This window comes from Mucilaginibacter sp. SG538B, from assembly GCF_013376065.1.
In the GTDB taxonomy this organism is placed as follows: domain Bacteria; phylum Bacteroidota; class Bacteroidia; order Sphingobacteriales; family Sphingobacteriaceae; genus Mucilaginibacter; species Mucilaginibacter rubeus.
The window spans coordinates 643010-663963 of sequence record NZ_JABMJI010000001.1 but is presented as its reverse complement, the minus strand read 5'-3'; the positions used below and the strand labels follow the sequence as shown (position 1 = coordinate 663963).

The window sequence follows — 20954 nt, the reverse complement described above, 5'->3', positions numbered from 1 at the left end:
ATCAGTTAAAAAGCCAGCGTAAATCTTTGATATTACCTTCGTTGCTCAGGCCAGCGTCATATACCGGCACATTAGCGTCAGCATCAACAATGCCTAAAACCAAGGCCGCACCTTTACCTAAGGTAAGCGTATTTGAACCTGCTTTAAAGGTATAGGTATGAATATTTACCGGCGGCAAGCCATCAATTTGAATGGCATTGGCAATTTTAATATCGGCCTGCCCAAAATCATTGGCGCTGGCATCTGTTTCCAATTGCGGCTCGGGCAGGTATTGAGGCATTTTGCTATTGAAAAAGCCAACAAGCAGCTTTACTGGTCTATCATTTTTAAAACTGATTGTTGTGCCGTTCTTCTGCTGACCTGCTTTAGATAGTTTTACACCTTTTAGACCTGCCAGCTCTTTCGCGGTATTTTTTATCAGAGCGGTTGTATCGATATAAACCGTTTCGCCTGAATTTATCTGATAATTACTGACATTATCCTCAAGCTTCACAGGCGCATCTTTCAAAACGGTAACCTCTTTTTGCTTTTGCTGTATTTGAGGCGATTTCAATGAATCGATATTTCTTTTAAAATTATCCAGTTCCTTTTGGTAAACCGGCAAAAGCTCGGCCCAGGTTTTCATTTTGGCATCATTGCCTCCAACCGGGATTTTGCGTTGTTTGGTTTGCATGCTGTTGGCATACAGGTAAGCATTTTCAGTTAGTTTCACCAATTGCTTATAATAATCCAAACTGGTTTGCAACTCGGGTAAAGCCTTTTCCAGATCGGCAACATCATCTGAATATTTATAGCGCAACACCCATAAAGCTGCTTTTGCTTTGTAAGCATAATTATTGGCCATTGCGTTATAGCAATACATATCATTTTTTAAGCGGGCAAACTCGGCTTTATCTTTACTAATTTTCGCTGATGCTTCGTCGATAGCCTCAACAGCTTTTTTCCCTTGCACTATTACACTATCGATAACTTTTACCGGTGTTTCGCCTACGTGCGGCTGGCGCTTCCATTCCCTTTCGGCATATTCACTCATCATTTCACCAACAGGGCCTTCTGAATTGTATAACAGCGAAAACAAACCGTATTTTTCAGGATTTACCAGCTGGCTCATTAGCATGCCCAAGGTCATCGTTTGGCGGTTGCCATCAGTGATGCCGAAACGGCGCAACAACTCGGGTGAGATATTGCCTGATTGTTCATAAGCTCTTAAAATTGCTTCGCCATGAACCTGATCGCAGCCATACTTATCGGCCAATTGCTTTGCCCAATAGCTTATTTCGCCGACCCTTTCCCTTTTGCTATCCCAGGCATAGCGCGACCATGCCTTGTACCAGATCCAATCCCTCTCTAATTGCAACAGGCGCTTACCATCCGTTTTATCTGCTGTATAAGGCCAATCCCAGTACGACGCCTGCGGATACAGGTGCAGGGCATTTGCTCCATAAACAGTATGCATGGCCTGCACACATTTCTGAATAAAATCGGCCGAGCCATAGCGAAAAGGCTCCAGGTTGGCAAGGATATGTACATTTTCTATCTGCACGGTACCGATATTACTCAAAGTACGATGCAGATCAGCCCAGGGACCATGTGGTTCATAAGTAGTAAGCGCCTCGCCGTTGTATTTGGCCATGGTGTACAGATTGTGATATAAAGGTTTGGCGTATTTCATCACTGTGGGCGCATCGGTATCATGCGCACGGAGCACAATCGGCGGCTCATCCGTGCGACCCAAGGCTTTTAACCCGTCTTTTACGCCCGGAATAATGGTTTGCGTAAACCAGTCGATATCATCCTGACCCGCACCTTCCATAGCCTCGCCCAGTGTAATCAACAATCCAACGTGAGGGTATTTTTGTACAAAAGCAGCAATAGATTTACGGGTATAATCGGCAATGACGGGTACGATGTGTCGGTTCCTGTCCTGCGTTTTCAGGTTATTTTTTTCGGCGAAGGGTTTGGATACGATGATGTTATAAAAACCCTGAATAAGCCAGATGCCACGTTTATCAGCTTCCTCGGCCAAAAAACTATAGATCTCTTCGTTTTTTTTGAAAGTAGCGTCATCAACCTCAACAGCGTAAGGATATTCCTTTACCCGTACCAGCGAGGCAAAAGGGTGACCATTCCACAAATACAAAGAGTTCATTCGGTTATGCGCCAACGAATCCAGATAACGGATCCACAAAGCTTTATCATAAAACCATGGGAAATTTTGCGGCGTGTATGGGTACTCATAAGTACCCCGACCGGGAAGTAGCGCAGGCTTTTGCACCCCAATACAGGTACCCCGCAAAACCATTTCGGGCTGATCATGCAGGTTGATATTTACGGGAAGCTTGTTATTTAAATTGATCCTATCCGCCAGTTCAAGACAGCCATAAAGCGCACCTGAATTATCGGCACCTGCTATCAGGAGTTTATTTTTAAGGCCGCTATCACTGATGATAAAGCCCTCTTTTCGGGGTTGACTATTTGCAGCAGCCGCGAATTTCTTAACCGGAGCATCGGTAAGCAGCCCAATAACTATTGCGCTACCGGAAGGCATTGCGCCTTTATAAGTTTGTTCAGTAACTGAATATCCCGCATGCTGTAAAGCCTGAATCAACTTTTGTACGCCATAGCTTATCCTTGCATGATGCTTAGATAAGGTAACAATGGTGACTTTTTTTGACTTTCCCTGTGCGTTTAAATTTGAATGAAAACAAGAGATTAATATAAGCAACAGCAGCAGGAAACGGTTAAACATCTTCATTTTCATTGGTATTTAGACAGGCGTACGCAGAGCCGGTTTTCAATATTTGAAGCGAATTAGCTTCTTAAACCTACTCTTTAGTTTTGAACTTAATTGGTTGTATAGTATTCAAAAATATCAGTACGCTGCTGCAATTTCATCTGATATTTTCTCTATCTACTATACGATATTATCATCATTAAAGCCAACAAGCCAATAAAAGAGAGAAAATGAGTCAGGATTTAACCCGGGAGTTTCACCAGTACATGTTTCAGTTGCGTACTCCGGGATATTGCCTTACCATCGGCATAAATGATAAAACCTTTGCCTTTGTGATATTTAGTACCGGTTTTATCCCAAACTACGCTGATAGTATGCCCGTGATAAAGCACATTATCCAGCGCAAACCATTTCCATTGGTTTTGGGGGATGAGCGGGAAAATTTCGAGTAGATTATCTTCACGAGGTTTCAGGCCAACGAGATTGCTGATAACCAAATCGCAAAAACCGGAGTGGTTGTAATAGCTGCTTCTTGGGTTATCCCCTTTAAGCCAGTAACCTGTTTTTTCATCCTGATACTCGCCCAAATAAGGCAGTCCGCGTTTGATGTGCGAAAGAGCATATTTATGCAGTTCATTATAAAAAATACCGGGTGTCATAGCGCCTTTATTTTGATAAGCCGTAAGCAGGTTAGCCAAGCCCTTTAATGTTTGCGTAGTGGCAAAAGGCCATACCGCACCGTCCCACTCGCAGCCGTGCCCGGTACCATGGGTACGGAATAAAGGGTGCCTGCGTTCGGCAGTGGTAATGCCCCATGGAGCGTTAAAACCTTTGATATCGGTTAGTTGATCCCATTGTTTGGCATAAACAGGTTTATCATCGGGCAGGTTAAAATACCAGGGGATAAAGCCCAATTCCTCGCGGGCGTTGGCAAAATGCCCGTCGGGTTTACGTACTTCAAAAAAGAATGCGCTGTCGTTCCACAAACTATCCTGCACCAGTTTTTTTAGGTCGATAGCTTTTTGTGTGTATTTTGTTTTTAGTGAATCATTGCCGGTTAGGGCCGCCATTTTTGATAGTGCCACAGCATTGCCATACATGTAGCTGTTAATGGTAGGGCGGATGTTTTTCACCTTACGCCCCCCGCTAATACTTTCCTCCATAGCGTCGCGTACATCAAACTGCCAGAACAGTTTGGAAGGCAGCTGCTTTTCCGTTTCCCAAACGTGATAATCAGTATTGAGCAAAGGCAAAGCCTGTTCAACAATTTTTTTATCGAGGTTTACGAGATAATAATTATAAACAGCATCATCTATCCAACTACTGAAAGCATGCAGATGCGGCTTCTTTTGTTTGGGATCGACATATAGCCAAAAGTTGATGTATTGGTTGATGTATTGCGGATCATGCAGCCAGCGTCCTTCATAAATCTGGTGACCAAGCGCGCTGCTTGAACTATTGTAAACGCCGGTAAAGCTAACGGGCGTTATAAATTCGGTAAAAATGAAACCATCGGGCGTTTGTTTCAGATGTTTTCTGAACGTCCACCACCGGTAATAGTAGATCTTTTGAATGGCCGAGTCCGGGCAATCAAATAAAGGTACATTTTTGGCCAGCCATTCGTAAGCATGGTCATTGGTGACGTAGTTCTTTACCGTTTCGGTATCGGTTTTATTAAAGCTGTTCACATAGGTTTTCAGTTTATCAAAACCCAACACATGCTTTTGTTGCGCAAAAGCACTTCCTATCACGCAAAAAAAGAACCCGGTAAAAAACGTCTTCTTTATCATCATTTAATTTTTTTCTGTAGAGACGCATAATTGCGTCTCCCAGAGGACGAGCCGATTGCAAAAGCGTCTCAAACAAAGCCGCTTGCCCCGCGGGAGACGCAATTATGCGTCTCTACATTTATTTAAACAGCTTCCTATACCTCTACAATAGCTTTAATAACGCCATTTGCCGGGTTAAGCCAGCTTTCAAACTGATCTTTAACTTCATCAAAAGTTACCCGGTGGGTAATATAGGTTTGCGGGTTTACCAAACCATTTTTCATGGAACGGATCACGTGTTCAAAATCCTCGCGGGTAGCGTTGCGACTGCTCATCAACGTGCTTTCACGTTTGTGAAACTCGGGGTGACTTACAATAAGTTCGTCTCGTTGTAAACCAACCAACACATACCTGCCGCCATGCGCCAGGTACAAAAACGCGCCGTTTATAGCCTTTTGATTGCCTGTAGCATCAATCACCACGGTAGGCATATCGCCATTGGTGATCTCTTTCAGGCGCTCATTCACATCTTCGTTTTTTACGTTGATGGTATAATCAACCTTCAAATTTTCGCTGCAAAAATTAAGACGCTGTTCGTTCACATCGGCAGCAATGACTTTTGCTCCTGCAATGCGGGCAAATTCCATAATACCCAAACCTATAGGGCCGGCGCCAATAACCAGTACAAATTCGCCCGGCTTTACATCGGCCCGTCGTACCCCGTGGGCACCAATAGCAAGGGGCTCAACCAAGGCCAGTTCGTCAAAGCTCAAACCTTCGCCATGAACCAATAAATGTGATGGTACCTGCAGGTATTCGGCCATACCGCCATCGGTATGTACGCCGCAAACCTGGATATTTACACAACAATTTGGTTTGCCCGAGCGACAAGCGATACAATGCCCGCAATTGAAATACGGGATAAAAGTAACAGCCTCACCTTTTTCAAAGCCTTCGGCATCTCCGGCTTCAATCAGTTCGGCCGCAAGTTCGTGGCCTAAAATTCGTGGATAGCTAAAAAATGGCTGAGTACCTTCAAAGGCATGCAGATCGGTACCGCAAATGCCTATACGTTTTATTTTAAGCAGTGCATTACCCGGTTTTAATTGGGGTACATCAGCAGTGCCATAATCCAATTGACCGGGTGTTGTACAGGTTAGTATTTTCATTAGTGTTAAGTTAGTAGTACTAAGTCTGAACTCAAATTCAGGCTTTTCTTTTTTTTATGCTTAGAATCTGTTTAAAATGCAAAATATTCATTACCGTTGGTTAAAACCAACGGTAAAAAAAACTAAAATATTCTGGCTTTAGCCCAACTCTATAAGCGAATTTGGGCTGAAGCCCTCTTTTCGCGGCTCATTATTCCGTTGGTTAAAACCAACGGCGATGAAGTTTTATCTATGCTCATCTACCGGGTGTTCGTGTCTCCACGAACACGGAAATAAATATCAAATTAAAGTGAAACCCCTCTTTTCCAGGGAATAAAATCATCCTGACCGTGTCGTACAGCATGAACTTCAATTTCGCCGCTGGCTACTTTTACCACATAATCCAGTATGCGTTCGCCCGCCTGTTCAATGGTTTCGTCACCTTCAACAATAGTACCGGTATTGATATCAATAATATCGCTCATTCGGTTAAATAATGCAGTATTAGTGGCGATTTTTACAACCGGCGCTATCGGGTTACCTGTAGGCGTTCCTAAACCGGTAGTAAACAATACGATATTAGCGCCCGAGCCAACCTCGGCCGTGGTCGATTCCACGTCGTTACCCGGGGTACACAACAGGTTTAGCCCCGGCTGTATTACCTTTTCGGGATAATCCAATACATCGGCTACCGGTGATGTACCTCCTTTTTTGGCTGCCCCGGCAGATTTAATGGCATCAGTGATCAGGCCATCCTTAATATTACCCGGCGACGGGTTCATGTAAAAACCTGAACCTGCTTCTTCGGCCCGTTGGCTGTAGGTACGTACCAGATCGGCAAAGCGCTCAGCTTTAGTTTTATCCAAACAACGGTCAATCAGGTTTTGTTCAACCCCGCAAAGCTCCGGGAACTCAGCCAAAATAACTGAACCGCCCATGGCTACCAGCAGATCAGATGTGTAACCGATAGCCGGGTTTGCCGAAATGCCCGAAAAACCATCCGAACCACCGCACTCTAAACCAATGGTCAGCTTGCTCAAGGGAGCAGGTTTACGTGCAGACTGATTTGCCTGCATCAAACCGGCAAGCGTTTGCCTGATAGCCAGCTCCATTAAATCGGCTTCTTTACCTGTTTTCTGCTGATCTAAAATGTAAAGTGGTTTGTTAAACTCCGGCGAGCGTTTATTGATCTCCTCCTGTAGTGTTTTTACTTCTGCATTCTGGCAGCCAAGACTTAAAACCGTAGCCCCGGCAACGTTAGGGTGCGTTATATAACCGGCCAGCAAACCGCAAAGCGCAGTTGAATCCTGGCGGGTCCCCCCGCAACCGCCTGTATGCGTTAGAAATTTAATCCCATCAACATTAGGGAAAACTTTATTACCGGCGTTTTGAGCGGTGTCGCTACCTATTTCGGTATATAAAACCTCGTCTATCTCCGCGCCTGCTTTGATCTTACCGATCAACTCCTGCGCTTTGATCTCGTATGTTTTTTTGCGACCATAACCCAAAGGTTTTACCAGGGCCTCCTGCAATACTTCAATGTTACGGTTTTCGCAAAACACCATGGGTACAACCAGCCAATAATTCGCGGTGCCCACGCTGCCATCTCCGCGGTGATAGCCGTTAAATGTTTTACCCTCCCATTTACTGATATCAGGCCTGTGCCAATCAGTATGGCTTTGGCCTGTTAAAAAGCTGTTTGCCGCATGTTTTACATTGGCGGTACTAAGCAACCCTCCTACCGGGATCAGGCTTTGCGCCTTGCCGACCAATACGCCATACATGATAATTTCGCCGCCTTCGGGAATTTCGACTATAGCGAATTTATGCTTTGCCGGGATCAACTCTTTTACTATATAAGTTTCACCTTTGTAAGTAACCTGCTCGTTAGCCTGCAAATCGGTTAGTGCTACAAGCACATTATCGGCAGGGTGCACTTTTAATATATTCTGTTTCATCTGTCCTCCTATTTAAATATCGCTTATTTCCAGTTTTCCCTGTTCGTTAATAAGCTTAAACTGTGCTGTCACTGCTTCTGTAAAGCCGGGTAACGTTGTCAGATCGGTATCCCAAAGGCTTTTATTTTTAAGGATAGCTGCAATCGCTGTTTCCGCGTCAGCGCCGTTCCATGCTTTGCTCAAATTAGGTGCCTGGTCGTCAGTTACCACGTAATTATCCGAATGTGCTGTTCCGGTATATTTACCATCAGCCGTCTCGGTAATCTGCATAAAGCGGATAAAAGCTGCAAAACCAAGAGCCATCATTTGAGGCGCCTTATTATTTTGTTTGTAATAGTTCAATAATAACGGAACAACCCGCATTTTAATTTTAGTAGCGTACTGCACCGAAATGCTCAGCCACTCGTGCCTGATGTTAGGATTGCGGAACCTGTCGAGCACCTTGTTACCAAAATCACGGGCTACGTCTTCATCAATCTGGTATGGGATAGATGGCATGATCTCCGTAAACATCAGTTGAGTGATGAATTTGGTAAAATGCGCATCATCCATTGCTTCCTTCACTGTTTTAAAGCCGGATAGATAGGCTACGGCACAACTCAAGGTATGCGTTCCATTGAGCAGCCGGAGTTTCAACTCCCTGAACAGTTCAATATCAGGCGTGATTACAACACCCTTATCAGCCTGGGCAAAAGATAGCACTTCGGCTATTTTTTCATCGCCCTGAATAGCCCAAAGACTATAGGTTTCAGACATGATGCTGAGGTTATCGATATAACCGCGCTCGGTTTCCATGGCGTCACTTAATTGCTGATCCGGCCTGCCGGGCACAATCCTGTCCACCAGCGAGTTGCAGAAACTATTGCTGCTCTCCAGCCAGTCCATAAAGGCGGGCTCCAGTTTATTCAGGTGGGCAAGTTCCAATACTATGGCTTCCAGCTTTTTACCGTTATCAATAATCAGTTCGGTTGGGATGATCACCAAACCGGTATCGGGCCTTCCGTTAAAGGCCCTGTAACGCTCATATAAAATAGCCAGCAATTTGCCGGGGAATGATGCCGGCGGATGTTTACGTACATCTTCCTTCACCAACTGGATTCCAACTTCTGTGGTGTTTGAAATCACCACCTGTAAATTCTTGCTTCGTGCTATCTCCAGGATCTCTTCCCACTCGCTTGAGGCCGAAAGCACCCGGCTGATCGCCGAACAAATTACCTGCTCATTAACTTCTTCACCATTTTCAATGCCTTTTGAATAAATGGTGTACAAACCATCCTGCATATCGAAATCCGTCGTTGAACCTTTGTCGGTGGATTTAACAACCGCAACCCTGCCGTTGAAGATTCCGGCACGGTTAGCCTTGTCGATAAAATAATCGGGCAGGCCACGCAATAACACGCCGGTACCAAATTGCAGTACCTTTTCGGGCAGGTCGAATACATTGGCAGGAGGTAATTCTGCCGCCGGTACAGTTGTTTTGTTGAGGTTATATCTTGATAATATCATGTTCTTTTGAATTGTAATAAGTTACTATTTTTTTGTTTGAGGAATCTGCTTCACCAGCCAGCCTACCAAATCGTTGGCTGCTTTAAAGTTGTCATAGTCGGGTGGCAGCTTTCGGCCATCTGTATATTCGTTATAAAACCAGGGGTCGCCAACGGCAAACACAGTGCCTTTACCATATTTGGCGGTAGCTACAATTACATCTTTACCATTGATTAACTGCGAAACGGCGGGACTGGTTAATTGCAAAGTACTTAGCTCCTTAATGTAAACTTTACGGGCTGTTTTAAAGATGCTGTTATCCGCAGGAATATTTATTGCCCCTTGCTCAAAGTTACGACCAACTACACGGTTAACACTATTTTGATTAAAGCTGATACCAAATTTCGCCATTAGCTTGTTCAGATGTACAAATTCGGCATTACCGGTATCGTTATTTAAAACAACCAGTATCCCGCCATTTTTAACCCAGTTACTGATGGCTTTAATATGTGGTTCTTCGATATATTTAGCGTCCGGATTTTCTTTAGGAATATCAGGATCAACAATAATATAAGCAGCCGCTTTTTTCAGATTGACATCATCAGGTGCTTCATTTAAAGTTTGAGTATGTAATCCGTGATTATTGAAGATCTCCCCGAAAAACGAAAATCCATTATTATCCTGTTCCTCCCATTTGTAGTGGAACGGAATGTTTTTACCGGTAACATCTTTATGATATTCGTTATTGAAATAGCTATCTAAAAGTACGGTTTTGCCTTTACCTGCATTCAGATTGGCTAAACGTTCCATCTCTACACTGGCCAGCATAAATGAACCAACACCTTTGGTTTCGTTGGTGACAGTCTTTACTCCGGTATAGTATTCGTAACTGCCATCGCGATATGGTTCGCCGCCTACGCCTACAGCACCTGCCGTGCCTTTCAGGTTTACCTGTCCATCGGCATCGGTTTCGATAAAGTTTTTGATGATGCCATCATAAGCCTTTCGGGCAGCAGGCAAATATTTTTGAGGCAGATAGCCTTCCCTTACACCTTTAGCTAACGTATACACAAACATGCACGAAGCCGATGCTTCCAGGTAATTACCTTTTTTGTTACCCTTGTCGAGCACCTGGTACCACAAACCCGTGCCCTGGTCCTGGCAAGCTTGTATAGCCACCGCAAGGCGGTTTAAAATGGCAACGAGTGCCGCTCGTTTAGGATGATTGGCCGGGAAATACGGCAGCACATCAACCAGTGCCATAGCGTACCAGCCATCGGCACGGGCCCATAAACTGGCCGAAAGACCGGTTTGCGGGTTAGCCCAGCGATCTTTTTTGCTCTGGTCCCAGGCATGATACAACAACCCTGTTTTAGCATCGCGCGCATGCTGCTCCATCCAGATAAACTGATCGGCTATCTGATCAAAGTCCGCATCCTCATGGTAAACGGAAGCATATTCGGCATAAAAAGGCTCGGCCATGTACAAGCCATCGAGCCACATCTGATTAGTATATCTTTTTTTATGCCAGAAACCACCTTCGGGTGTTTTTGGTTGTTCGTCCAACTGTTTGCGAAGTAACGAAGCAGCTTTGTAGTATTTTTCAGTACCTAATACTTGTTGCAAAAACAACAGGCTCCGGCCGGATAAGATATTATCCAGCGTATAATCTTTAGCCTTGTAAGTACGGATGGATCCATCTGCCCCCACATACCTGTCCATCGCTTTTTGGATATAAGTAAAATATTCACTCCGGGTCGATTGCTGCCAAACGCTTTGCAGCCCCTGCAAAACAATCCCCTGGTCATACGACCAATTGGCGCCCGGTAACGAATCTGCCCAGATATATATAGCCGTGTTAGCCATCCGCTGTGACCATGGCAGCGTTTGTGCCCTTAGCCCCAGGCCCGCGAACAGGAAAGCACATAATAATAATATTTTCTTCATTATACAGCTCATTTTATTGACATTACATCCCAGTTATCATTCCCGGCAAGAATATTATTCAATGTATATTTTTTCATTTCGGCCTCAGTTAATTGGTGCGACCATGGCGCACGTTTGCTGATATTGGTGCCGCTGCTTTTATATTCGGCAAAAAAGGCGGTCTTTTCATTTTCCGGGTTACGCCAGTTATCCCAGCCCTGGGCGCAGATGTAGCTTCCCATTGTTGTATTGATAAAAACAGATCTGGCGTATGGCCGCCAGGGCCTGCCCAGGTAAACCTTTGTTACAGAGGTATCAGCTGCTTCAAGCCGGCAGTTTAAAAACACAAAACCAAATTGCTGTCGCGGTGTAGTTGCGGGAGCTGTAATAAAAGAGTTTCGGAGACTTTTGATCACACAGTTTTGGAAAACCGCAGTGGCTTCGCCGAAAATAAAATCGGTTGTACCTTCCATATAACAGTCTTTATAAAACTGGCGGCTGTTTTCGGTACCGGCATAAAGCGTATCCTGGTTGCCAAGCAGCCGGCAATTGATTATGGCACACCTGTCGCCCTCAACATGTAAAGCCACGGCCTGTCCTACGGGGCCTGCGGCATTTGCTATGGTTAAATTCCTGGCGATGAAATCATTTCCCTGCACCAAAACAGTGTAGGAAGTATAGGTTGTAAACTCGGCTTTTCCGAAGGCATCCTTACCCTGCGGGTTTGCTTTGCCCGAGAAATCGCTGTTGGTTATAATGGTGTTATCTTGGCCATCGCCTATCAGTTCGATATTACATTTCCAGGAGGGGATTACCAGTTTTTCGTGGTATACTCCGGCTTTTATGTAAATGCTAACCCTTTGCTGCGACAGGTCACGCACAGCATTTACAGCCTGTTGAATGGTTTTGAAATCGCCACTACCATCCAGTGCTACGGTAAAACGCTTTGGATATACAACCGCCTGCGCCAGCAATAGTGCCGGAGCAAAAACAATCCATATCAATAGCGCCGCTCTCTTCATTAATTTGAACCGGTTATTGCATTTTTGGTTGCTCCTGAAGCAAACTCAGCTTTGTTCTTAGCCTTGACGGCATCTGTATTCAGTAATTTTATTTGCTGCGACTTTTTACCGCTGACCTTAAACAACAACTCTGTATTGCCATAGGTAATATGATCAAACGCAAGGTTGTTGCTATTTTGAATATTTATGAGTGGGCTGGTTTCTTTGCTTTCGAGATGGATATTTTTCAGGAAGATGTTCTGTGCTTCTATTACATCTGCTCCTTTAACAGTTTTGAAGGTGCTGTTTTCGATGTGGATGTCTTTGATCCCCATTTCGGGTAGCCCCCGGATCATAAGCGCTTTTTCAGCACCGTTGCATACTACGTTATTTACATAAAACTTGCGAAACGAAGGTGTAGCTTCGGTTACCGGCACAACAGCCCGGTCATTTATATCATCCGCTTCGCCGGGCGATTTACCTCCGTAGTACATATCAAAAAGAATAGCCTCATGAAGAATATCCTTCATGGCAATATCCTTAATAAAGATATTTTCAACTACGCCTCCCCTGCCGCGGGTGGTTTTAAAACGCAGGCCAATGTCAGTACCAATAAACGTACAGTTAGACACGAAAATATTACGCGCCCCGCCCGACATTTCACTACCTATCACAAAACCGCCATGGGCACGGTAAACCACGTTATTCCGTACAATGACATTTTCAGTGGGCTTACCGCGTTTGCGGCCTTCTTCATCCCGGCCCGATTTAATACAGATGCCATCATCGCCGGCATCAAAAGTGCTGCCTTCAATTAACACATTCCGGCATGATTCTACATCGATTCCGTCACCGTTCTGGGCATTCCAGGGATTCCTGACCCTTGCGTTCTGTACGGTAAGATCTTCGCATAGTAAAGTATGGATATCCCATGCGGGCGAATTTTGAAGTGTAACGCCCTGCAGCAATACTTTTTTACAATTGGTAAGCACCAGCATATTAGGCCTGAAAAAATCTTTAAAAGGTTCGTTGTCAGCAATTGTTTTACCGTTACCTATCACCCCTGCTCCGGGTGTTTTTAACCCCTTAACGTAACTTTCAGAAGGATACCATGATTTGCCGTTTTCACTCACCACCCCACCCGAGGCTACTAATTTTTTCCATTCGGCTTCGGTAAGCCTTTCTTTACTGATAGCCCGCCAAACATCGCCGTGACCATCAATGATCCCTTCGCCGGTAATAGCGATATTGGTAAGGTTGGTACCCGATATCGGCGATTCATTGCGCACAGCGGCATGGCCTTCATAGTTACCTTCAACCAGTTTATACTGAGTTTTATCATCGGTAAACTGCAACAGCGCCGCCCTGCTTACGTGCAGGTTTACATTACTCTTCATCACCAGCGGCCCGGTTAGCCACAAGCCTTGCGGAATAAGCACTACCCCGCCCCCTTTGGCGCTACAGGCGCTTATCGCTTTATTGATACTTGTTGTATTTAACGTAATGCCATCCGCTTTGGCTCCGTATTTTAAAATGTTGATGGTATCCTTTTTAAATTCAGGTTTATTTACCCGCGGCAAATGTTGCCAGGAATACTGCTGACCCTGTACCCGCGATGTGACGCAACCCGCCAAAAGCAAAACCGCTATCCCTATCCTTGTTTTTACTACCGACATGTTTTTATTTTAAAACAGCTATTTATCGCCCTATAATTGGTGAAGGAACATTAAATCCTAAACAAGATTAAAGGCTGACGGCAATAAAAAAAAGGATTTGCCCAACTAAAACCGCGCAAACGTTCCCAGAAACGTTTGCGTAAATTTGAGCGGCCTAAAAGGAGTACCGGATTGCTTCAGTAAAACTCAAATCAACTCCGGTTTATGGTGATTTTATTTGATACCGCGCAATTAGGAAGCCGACCAGTGCACCATATCATAAGGATAATTTGGATGATTAGCGTAACCGCTATCATCAAGCCCCAATATCTTAGTTATCGCGCCTGCCTCCCAGCTCCAGTAGCCTTTATATGAGCCTTCTTTTTTGTGGTTTTCATACCATGAATCGTCTTTATGCAACCTGTACCATTTGTCGAGATAAAGTTTCATTTCGCGCTCCGCATCGGCTTTAGGCATTTTTGTTAAATCATAAATATCCCTGTAAGCTTCGGTAATAAGCGTATCCGGCTGCGGGCCGCTCCCCGGCTTTTTGGTGTTGATGATATACCATAGTAAAGCATCCGGTGTCCAGGTTGGGTAACTGGAACCACTATCCGACTGGCGAATATAATTAATAACGGGCTCGTATACCTCGTCGGGTACATCAAGTAGGCTGCCTAAGGCTACCATATCAATCATATCAGCATAGAACGCGTCGGCATCCCAACCTTCTCCGTAGTATCCGGCAGCTGTTATATATTCATTATAACACAGGCTGATATCATTCCCGGCAGAATAGTTTAAATAAACCAGGTCAAGATGTTCCATAGCAAGCACCCAGTTGTTTATCGGGCGAAACTTTTCCTGCTGCTTCAGGGTGACATTTTGTTCCTGGTACATTTTTATTATCGACTGCTTCTTATCAAACATTTTTTTAAAGAAAGCAGCGTCTTTATATTCTGCTCTTAACTGCGTTTCGGGTGTTGCCGTGGTTCCACCTCCGCCAAATAATTTATCAAAAAAACCCATTTTATAAATTGTTTAAATTTATGAGAACCATCCTGCAATTGATTTACCAATGCCGCTTCCGGCCAGGCCTCCGATAACCCCGCCAACAATACCACCAACCACCGTACCAACCCCGGGACATATAGCAGTACCTATCATTGCACCTATTTCGGCGCCGGCTATACCGCCGGCAAGGCCACCGGCAGCACCGCCTACCGCTTCTTTTGTTTTTTTGCCAAAACCGCCCTCTTCTTCATACGCCGAATAGATACTTACTGCATCAAGGGCGATACCAACAACTATAAGCCCCCGGCCGGCAACTTTGCCAGCCACACTTAAAGCCGGAGAACGTGCAATTGCCTGGCTTGCCTTAAACAGGCCGTCATTTGCGCCAGTGGCAATTCTGCTATTACGTACCGCCTGCGAAAAATTAGATTCGGACAAGGCTGTAAGAGGTTTTGAATTGAGCATGGACGACCTGACACCATTCATAAAATTGCCTGCCCTGCTGGTTTTTATCTCCAAAGCCTCACTTTGTCCGCGGGTAGCTTTAAAGCCGTTGGAGTTTATAGTTTCTGACTGCATGGTTCCGTCGGGCTTAACCCTGATCACCTCTCGGTTCAGGCTGCCATCTGTATTTGCCAGTCTAACCCCTGCTTCGTCTGCCGGGTTTATCGCCCCGTTATTGTCGATGTGATTTCGCGTCCATCGCTCACTTAACTCGCGGCCGGTTGTCGTATTTTGTATCGATGCTGTATTGTATTTACCGTCTGTAATTTTATACCCATTATCTTTGGCGTAAGCTCCATCAATGCCCGAAGCCGTAGGTTTATCAATATCAATTACAGGGTGCTCGCTTCTTACATCGCGAAAACCTTCCTGCCGATGATAAACGTTGTCCTTCATCTCCCCGTAATTACCATGCCTGCGGTAATCACTTTCGCTGTTGCTCCGTACCAGGCTTATCTTGCCGTTTTCAACATCATAAATGGTACCGCGCTGTAATATATCAAGGGTGTTGGTGTACGAACCATAGTTGAACGTTCCGGCACCGGCACCCGTAACAAGCGCCCCGGCTGTGCTCATACCGCTTGGCGCATTAAAGTCAACACTTATTTTGCCGCCTTGTTTGCATAACAGGTTCGCATCTTCAAATAATAATTTGTAGCCGTTAACCTTAACACCTTTATTGGTCTTGTCCCAGTAAATTGGGTCAAATTTGCAGCTGCCACCCGTTACCGAACACCTGCCCATAGGCAAAATATTTTCACCCGGTACCATATCGGCCTCACTGGCCAGGAACTCACCATAAATTTTCGTGTTGTTATGATGCGTTACCTTTAACCGCACAGGAGCCGACCCTTTATCGCACTTAAGGCAGCTATTGTTTGGAATATATTTTTTTGACATCGGATATTACTTTTTGTTAGTACTAAGCCTTCAGCCTTATACATGCAGTACACTGTTGCTTAACTCATTCTTATCAACGCGTTCCTTCGGAAGCTCATGCTGTTCAATCCGCCTGCATTGATGTGCCGTTACAACAGTATAAAATGAGGGCACATGTAATTGCAAAAACAAATCGGCCTCCTGTAGTATGTTGTTTTCAAATTTGTAAATCTCTTCCATTTCGGTCTGCAGGTCAACCTTCAGGTTATAGGTATTGGTAAGGTCTTTTAGCATCCTCACTAACACAGGTCTTTCAAAGCTTTCTTCGTCAACCTCGGCTTCGTTAGTTATGGTTACGGTGTTGCCTTGTTGCTGGGTAAAACTGTAGATGACGAGCGGCAGGTCAATTGTGCCGAAAAAACCTTTCAGTATCAGGGAAGAGCTTTCATTGGCTTGCCATTCCCTGTAAAACGGTTGAAAAAAGCACCGGTAATGGCTGTACCCCATAAATGATTGCAGAAAGCGTTTAGGATCCTGCAGCAATTTGTCTGTTTCGGACAGCATTACATCGATACCATCCTGCTGACGATATTTTTTGGCAATTTTTGACCGGAAGCCCTGCTGCCAGCAATTAGCGATACTATTAAAATTATTGATGCCGATAAATTTCCCTTCCAGATCTGTTATGATCTGTACCGGCGACTGGAACCATTCCATATCTGCTGCCCATTCATGGATCAGCGCCGAACCATCCATATTTTGCTCAAACAGGGTATATTCATAAACCCGTTGCTTATCGTCATGGCTAATGAGTTTTATTTCAATCCACCTGTCCTGCACAAACTCAAGTACTTTTGTGCCAATTATGGTACGGTTGGATGAGCTAAGCTGGTACCATGAGCTTTGAGCTGTATTTACCGGTAATATATTCATGATCATGATTGGTTAATTTCAACATCGCCTGCTATAATATGCGCAAGACTGCCGCCGTTGAGATGCATTTTGTCGGTCGAGCTGATCTCGGCCGATTTGCTGCTTGATGAAAGTTTGCCGGCCGCAGCATCAAAAGTGATGTCTTTGGCGGATGCGGAGAGTTTGATACTTTCGGTTTCGCTGGTAAAGGCAATATCTTTTTTCGCATTTGTAGTAATACCTTCATCCTGCGCCGCTACCGCTATCGATTTTTTGGCTGTAACATTGATAACACCGTCACCCCCGCCTTCTTTAGCCGGCGATGATGTTATGTTAATGCTATTACCCGCGTTAATGTTAATATCTTTTGATACCAGCGTTAAGGTGTTTGGCGCATAAATGGTTACCGTACCGTCGCCATTAAGGGTTACCACGTTACCGCTGGGATCTTTAACGTTAATGCTGCCATTGCTATCGTCCAGTATCACGGTGTTGCCGCTTCGGGTAGTAAGCGCTTTGGTTTTATTGGTTTGACTGCCGCCCGTACCTGTTTTACCACTAAACATGCTGCCAATAATAACTGGGCGGGCAATATTACCCTCCTCAAATGCTACCAGCACCTGGTCGCCAATTTCGGGGATAAAAACAAACCCGCGATTCTTGCTTACTTTATCCGAGCTGCCTGCATCAGGCGAAACTACCCTAAGCCACTCGGTAACATCATTCGCGGTACATTGCCATTTAAATTTTACTTTAACGCGGCCATGCCCATCCGGGTCGGCATTGTCGGTAACATCGGCCAGCTGCATATCCGGGTTTGGCTTTTCGGCTTCAGCAACCGGGATACGCTCCGTATCGGCAGTAACGCCTTCAAACGTATTTTGGTAATGGCCAACACCGTCGATCTGGTGATAAACCGCCGTAACCAGGAACTTGCCAAAATCCTGCAATTCAAAAGCACCTGTGCCCCTTACACTCATGCTTACATTAAGTATTTTGCCCAGGCCCACCATGGGGTTGTCGCCATTGCCTACAATGGTAACCAATTCGGATATCAGCGCTTTTTGCTGGTTATTAACAAAATCATCTATTTCTTTTTTGTTATTTACCCTAACAGCCAATGGTTCATTATAAACTTTGCTGAAAACTTTGTTTGACGCGCTGATGGCATGCGAAAGATCCGGCGTACTGCCCGAAGAGCCTTGCGGCTCCGACGAAAGCAGTTCATCCTGCCTGGGGTTGTAAGCAAACTTGTTATGCTTTAAAGGCGCTATCTGCATTGCATATTGCAGGCTGTGCAGATCACGCCCGTAAATTAGAGCAACCTCCTCCAGCTTATCAGGCTTACCGAAATTTAGTTTAGCACCATCGTAATAAAACCATTCGTAATACTCGGCCGAAAGACGGTTGATAAACTCAAAATCGCTTTCACGATATTGAATGATATAATCAATAGGCGAAGTATTGGTTGGTTTGATATTGAGGTTCAGATCATTTGCAGGTGCATCCTGCGTAGCTAACTGAATAATGCTGCTCAGGCTTTTGTTAAGGTACGAGCCGAGATCGGGGCCCCGGTCAATCAGGATGGTCGGACTAAAGCCGCTCACCAGGATATCGCCATGAAACCCATGGCTTTGCGAAAGCTCTACCTTGGTAACAATGCCGCTAAATTTATTTTCGCCGCTATCGGCTGTGCCAAATTGCACGGTAATGTTTTTACCAATAAAGTCCTTTGAGTTTTCGAGCGTAACAGCGTTGTACTCTTCAACCATATCATGGTTAAACCTGAGCTGAAAAGTATGGTGCTCATTAAAACGCTGGTCAAGGTTAAAGGTAGAGAAATGGGTGATCTGGGTACCTTCAATATTGATATCTACTTTTAGTTTCTTTTCCATAATTCGGCTATAAAATCCATTAACCTTTAACAGGCCATGGGCTGTAGTAACTTATAATTTTATATTGCCCGTTAACTTTGCCAAAAACAAACCCGTACGATGTTTCCCTGCCATTTTTTTGCTCATATTGTTGCTGCAACTCGTAAAGCTTGCTACCTTTATCTGTAACTTTTGCAATAACTTTATAATAGTTTTCGTCGGTAGCGGCGTCAATTTCCGACAGATCGTCTTCTGTGCTTTTGGGTATAAGACGAAGCGCGTCAGCATTCAATATAGTAGGCTCATACTGTGGATATTCTGCTCCGCTAACCAGCCCTTCAGCAGGGTTAATCTTAGCAGATCGTAAATCTTCGTTCGACCATTGGGGTGTTGTTTGCAGCGGGAAGTAAAACATGCCGGCCAGTTGCTTTTTATTTCTTTGCAGGGCAGCGGCTTTAAACTGTTTCAGGCAGGCTCGGAACAACTGCTCGTCGGTAAGGGCCGACTTATGTACGGTTCGGGAGGCCGACTTAGCTATGGTTTTGACAGTATCAGCAACCGGGGCTTTAGGGTTACCACTGCAGCCCACGGCCGAACCTGCCAACCCGGTAGCAAGCAGTAATAATACCATATATTTAACGATCCTTTTCATTGGTTAATTTCTGGGAATACTAATCAGCGCCCTGTCTTCCATGCGTTTAAGGATAACTGCCGCGCCCATTTGCTGGGATACCGCTTCGGCATCAAAAACACCGTCTTTGACATATTTGCCCTTGACATACTGGTTCGAAAAACTCCAGAGGTAAGGCGTGTGAATGCCCTTTTTGTTATAACCGAAACCATTATATCCCTCCAGCTTTTGCAAAATAAACGGCAGGCTCCAATTGGTTACCTTATCATACTTCATCAGTTTAATAGCATCAACAGCGCTCTCCTCAAAAGTAAACGGAGGGCCATGACCTACCTTTGGGCGATTGGCGGGCACCTGTACCGTGTAACCGGTAAGCGGATCGCCGTTGTGCAGGTGTTTTTTGAAACTGAACGAACACTCCATATAATGTACGCAGGCAATAAAATACCAGGGGATAGCTCCGCCGCCGCCAAAAAGGTTCATAAACGCGAACGGATCGTTTGGGGTAAACCTCCCGGTGTCAAAAAAATTAGCTCCCAAAAGGCCGGTTGTCATCTGCGGTTTGGTCATCATATCCAAAACACTTTCGGGTTTGGCATTAGCCGCCGTTGGGTTTAATGATAGCGGTGTAGTGTTATAACGATCAAAAAAAGGAGTGTAGACCGATGCGAAAAGATTTTTATTTCCGGCAGCCGACGGCGCATTAGTACCAAGGCGTACCAGGTTTGAAATACTTTCGTAACGGGGGCGGTTTACGGTTACCTTTTCATCGATGATCTTATCGACAGCAGCAATTTTTTCCTTTTTAATAACACAGGTATTAAAAAGCTGCACGTATTCCATGGGGGTTGGAACCGACGATTTTTTCACCTTTTTCTTTGTAGTGGGTAAGGCTGGGTTTATTATTCTCTTCTTTCTTTTCATAAGGTTTATAACTGAACCTAAACAAAAGCTGTAAAAAGAACACGGAGGAAAATATGTTACTATCTCCTCCGTATCTTTTTAAAAGACAGTACAAATCAATTGTACTGATATATTATTTAGGCCAGTCGTTTTCGTGCTCGGCGTTGCCTATTTTCAGCTTACGCGCCGATATCACAAAGCTTAACGACATTGGGTTGTTACCGATAATCGATATCCCCTCGTTATATTGAATGATGTAACCATCCTCAAAATTAAGCTCCTTCATTTTGGCATCTTCTTCAGATTTTTTGAAGGTAATAGTGCCGTGGATTGGTTTGTACTGACTGTTCACCATTGATTCGATAACCGAAGTATCTTCGGTTGATTCAACCTCAACCTGGATAGTACCACCATATACACCTGATGACGGACGGCCTTTTGAATCAACGTCCCTGTTTAATGAATAGCTGCATTGCAGCACATCGAATTCTTTCGATCCTAAACTAATTCTTGCTTTGAAAGCCATGATCAATAAAGTTTTAAGTAGATAAATAAATTAAG

General features: G+C 44.7%; 15 protein-coding genes. All 15 read right to left on the bottom strand.

All coding sequences use genetic code 11. The features are described from left to right. Position 1: 1 nt before the first annotated feature. On the bottom strand, positions 2-2755 hold the full coding sequence (locus tag FHW88_RS02670; protein WP_255485196.1) for a hypothetical protein: 2754 nt from the start codon (positions 2753-2755) through the stop codon (positions 2-4). A 221-nt stretch (positions 2756-2976) separates the two neighbouring features. Continuing rightward, a complete protein-coding gene (locus FHW88_RS02665) occupies positions 2977-4527 on the bottom strand; it encodes an MGH1-like glycoside hydrolase domain-containing protein (RefSeq protein ID WP_176622952.1) in 1551 nt (516 codons plus the stop codon). Between the two features lie 131 nt (positions 4528-4658). Then, the gene (locus tag FHW88_RS02660) at positions 4659-5672 is read right to left on the bottom strand and encodes a zinc-binding alcohol dehydrogenase family protein (protein WP_176622950.1); all 1014 of its coding nucleotides are present in this window, start codon (positions 5670-5672) and stop codon (positions 4659-4661) included. Between the two features lie 284 nt (positions 5673-5956). Beyond that, complete coding sequence (locus tag FHW88_RS02655) at positions 5957-7609, bottom strand: UxaA family hydrolase (RefSeq protein ID WP_176622948.1); 1653 nt, start codon at positions 7607-7609, stop codon at positions 5957-5959. A 12-nt stretch (positions 7610-7621) separates the two neighbouring features. After that, positions 7622-9115: a tagaturonate reductase gene (locus FHW88_RS02650; protein ID WP_176622946.1), complete on the bottom strand. Its 1494-nt coding sequence runs from the start codon at positions 9113-9115 to the stop codon at positions 7622-7624. Positions 9116-9139: 24 nt separating this feature from the next. Then, a complete protein-coding gene (locus FHW88_RS02645; protein ID WP_176622944.1) occupies positions 9140-11041 on the bottom strand; it encodes a glycoside hydrolase family 105 protein in 1902 nt (633 codons plus the stop codon). A gap of 8 nt (positions 11042-11049) precedes the next feature. After that, positions 11050-12042: a pectinesterase family protein gene (locus tag FHW88_RS02640; protein ID WP_176622942.1), complete on the bottom strand. Its 993-nt coding sequence runs from the start codon at positions 12040-12042 to the stop codon at positions 11050-11052. After that, positions 12042-13697 (bottom strand): glycoside hydrolase family 28 protein, encoded by a 1656-nt coding sequence (locus tag FHW88_RS02635; protein ID WP_176622940.1) that lies wholly within the window; start codon positions 13695-13697, stop codon positions 12042-12044. Before FHW88_RS02635 ends, FHW88_RS02640 begins: the two co-directional genes overlap by 1 nt. A 231-nt stretch (positions 13698-13928) precedes the next feature. Beyond that, entirely contained in the window at positions 13929-14705 is a 777-nt protein-coding gene (locus FHW88_RS02630) for a PoNe immunity protein domain-containing protein (RefSeq protein ID WP_176622938.1), read from the bottom strand. Between the two features lie 18 nt (positions 14706-14723). Continuing rightward, a complete protein-coding gene (locus FHW88_RS02625; protein ID WP_090531678.1) occupies positions 14724-16094 on the bottom strand; it encodes a PAAR-like protein in 1371 nt (456 codons plus the stop codon). A gap of 36 nt (positions 16095-16130) precedes the next feature. Beyond that, entirely contained in the window at positions 16131-17006 is an 876-nt protein-coding gene (locus FHW88_RS02620) for a hypothetical protein (protein WP_176622936.1), read from the bottom strand. Between the two features lie 2 nt (positions 17007-17008). Further along, on the bottom strand, positions 17009-18880 hold the full coding sequence (locus tag FHW88_RS02615; RefSeq protein ID WP_176622934.1) for a type VI secretion system Vgr family protein: 1872 nt from the start codon (positions 18878-18880) through the stop codon (positions 17009-17011). Positions 18881-18899: 19 nt separating this feature from the next. Next, positions 18900-19511 carry a hypothetical protein gene (locus FHW88_RS02610; protein WP_176622932.1) on the bottom strand — a complete coding sequence of 204 codons (612 nt, stop codon included), beginning with the start codon at positions 19509-19511 and terminating at the stop codon, positions 18900-18902. Positions 19512-19514: 3 nt separating this feature from the next. Then, positions 19515-20414 (bottom strand): hypothetical protein, encoded by a 900-nt coding sequence (locus FHW88_RS02605; protein ID WP_176622930.1) that lies wholly within the window; start codon positions 20412-20414, stop codon positions 19515-19517. A 112-nt stretch (positions 20415-20526) separates the two neighbouring features. Further along, the gene (gene tssD, locus FHW88_RS02600) at positions 20527-20919 is read right to left on the bottom strand and encodes a type VI secretion system tube protein TssD (protein ID WP_090531686.1); all 393 of its coding nucleotides are present in this window, start codon (positions 20917-20919) and stop codon (positions 20527-20529) included. Positions 20920-20954 lie beyond the last annotated feature (35 nt).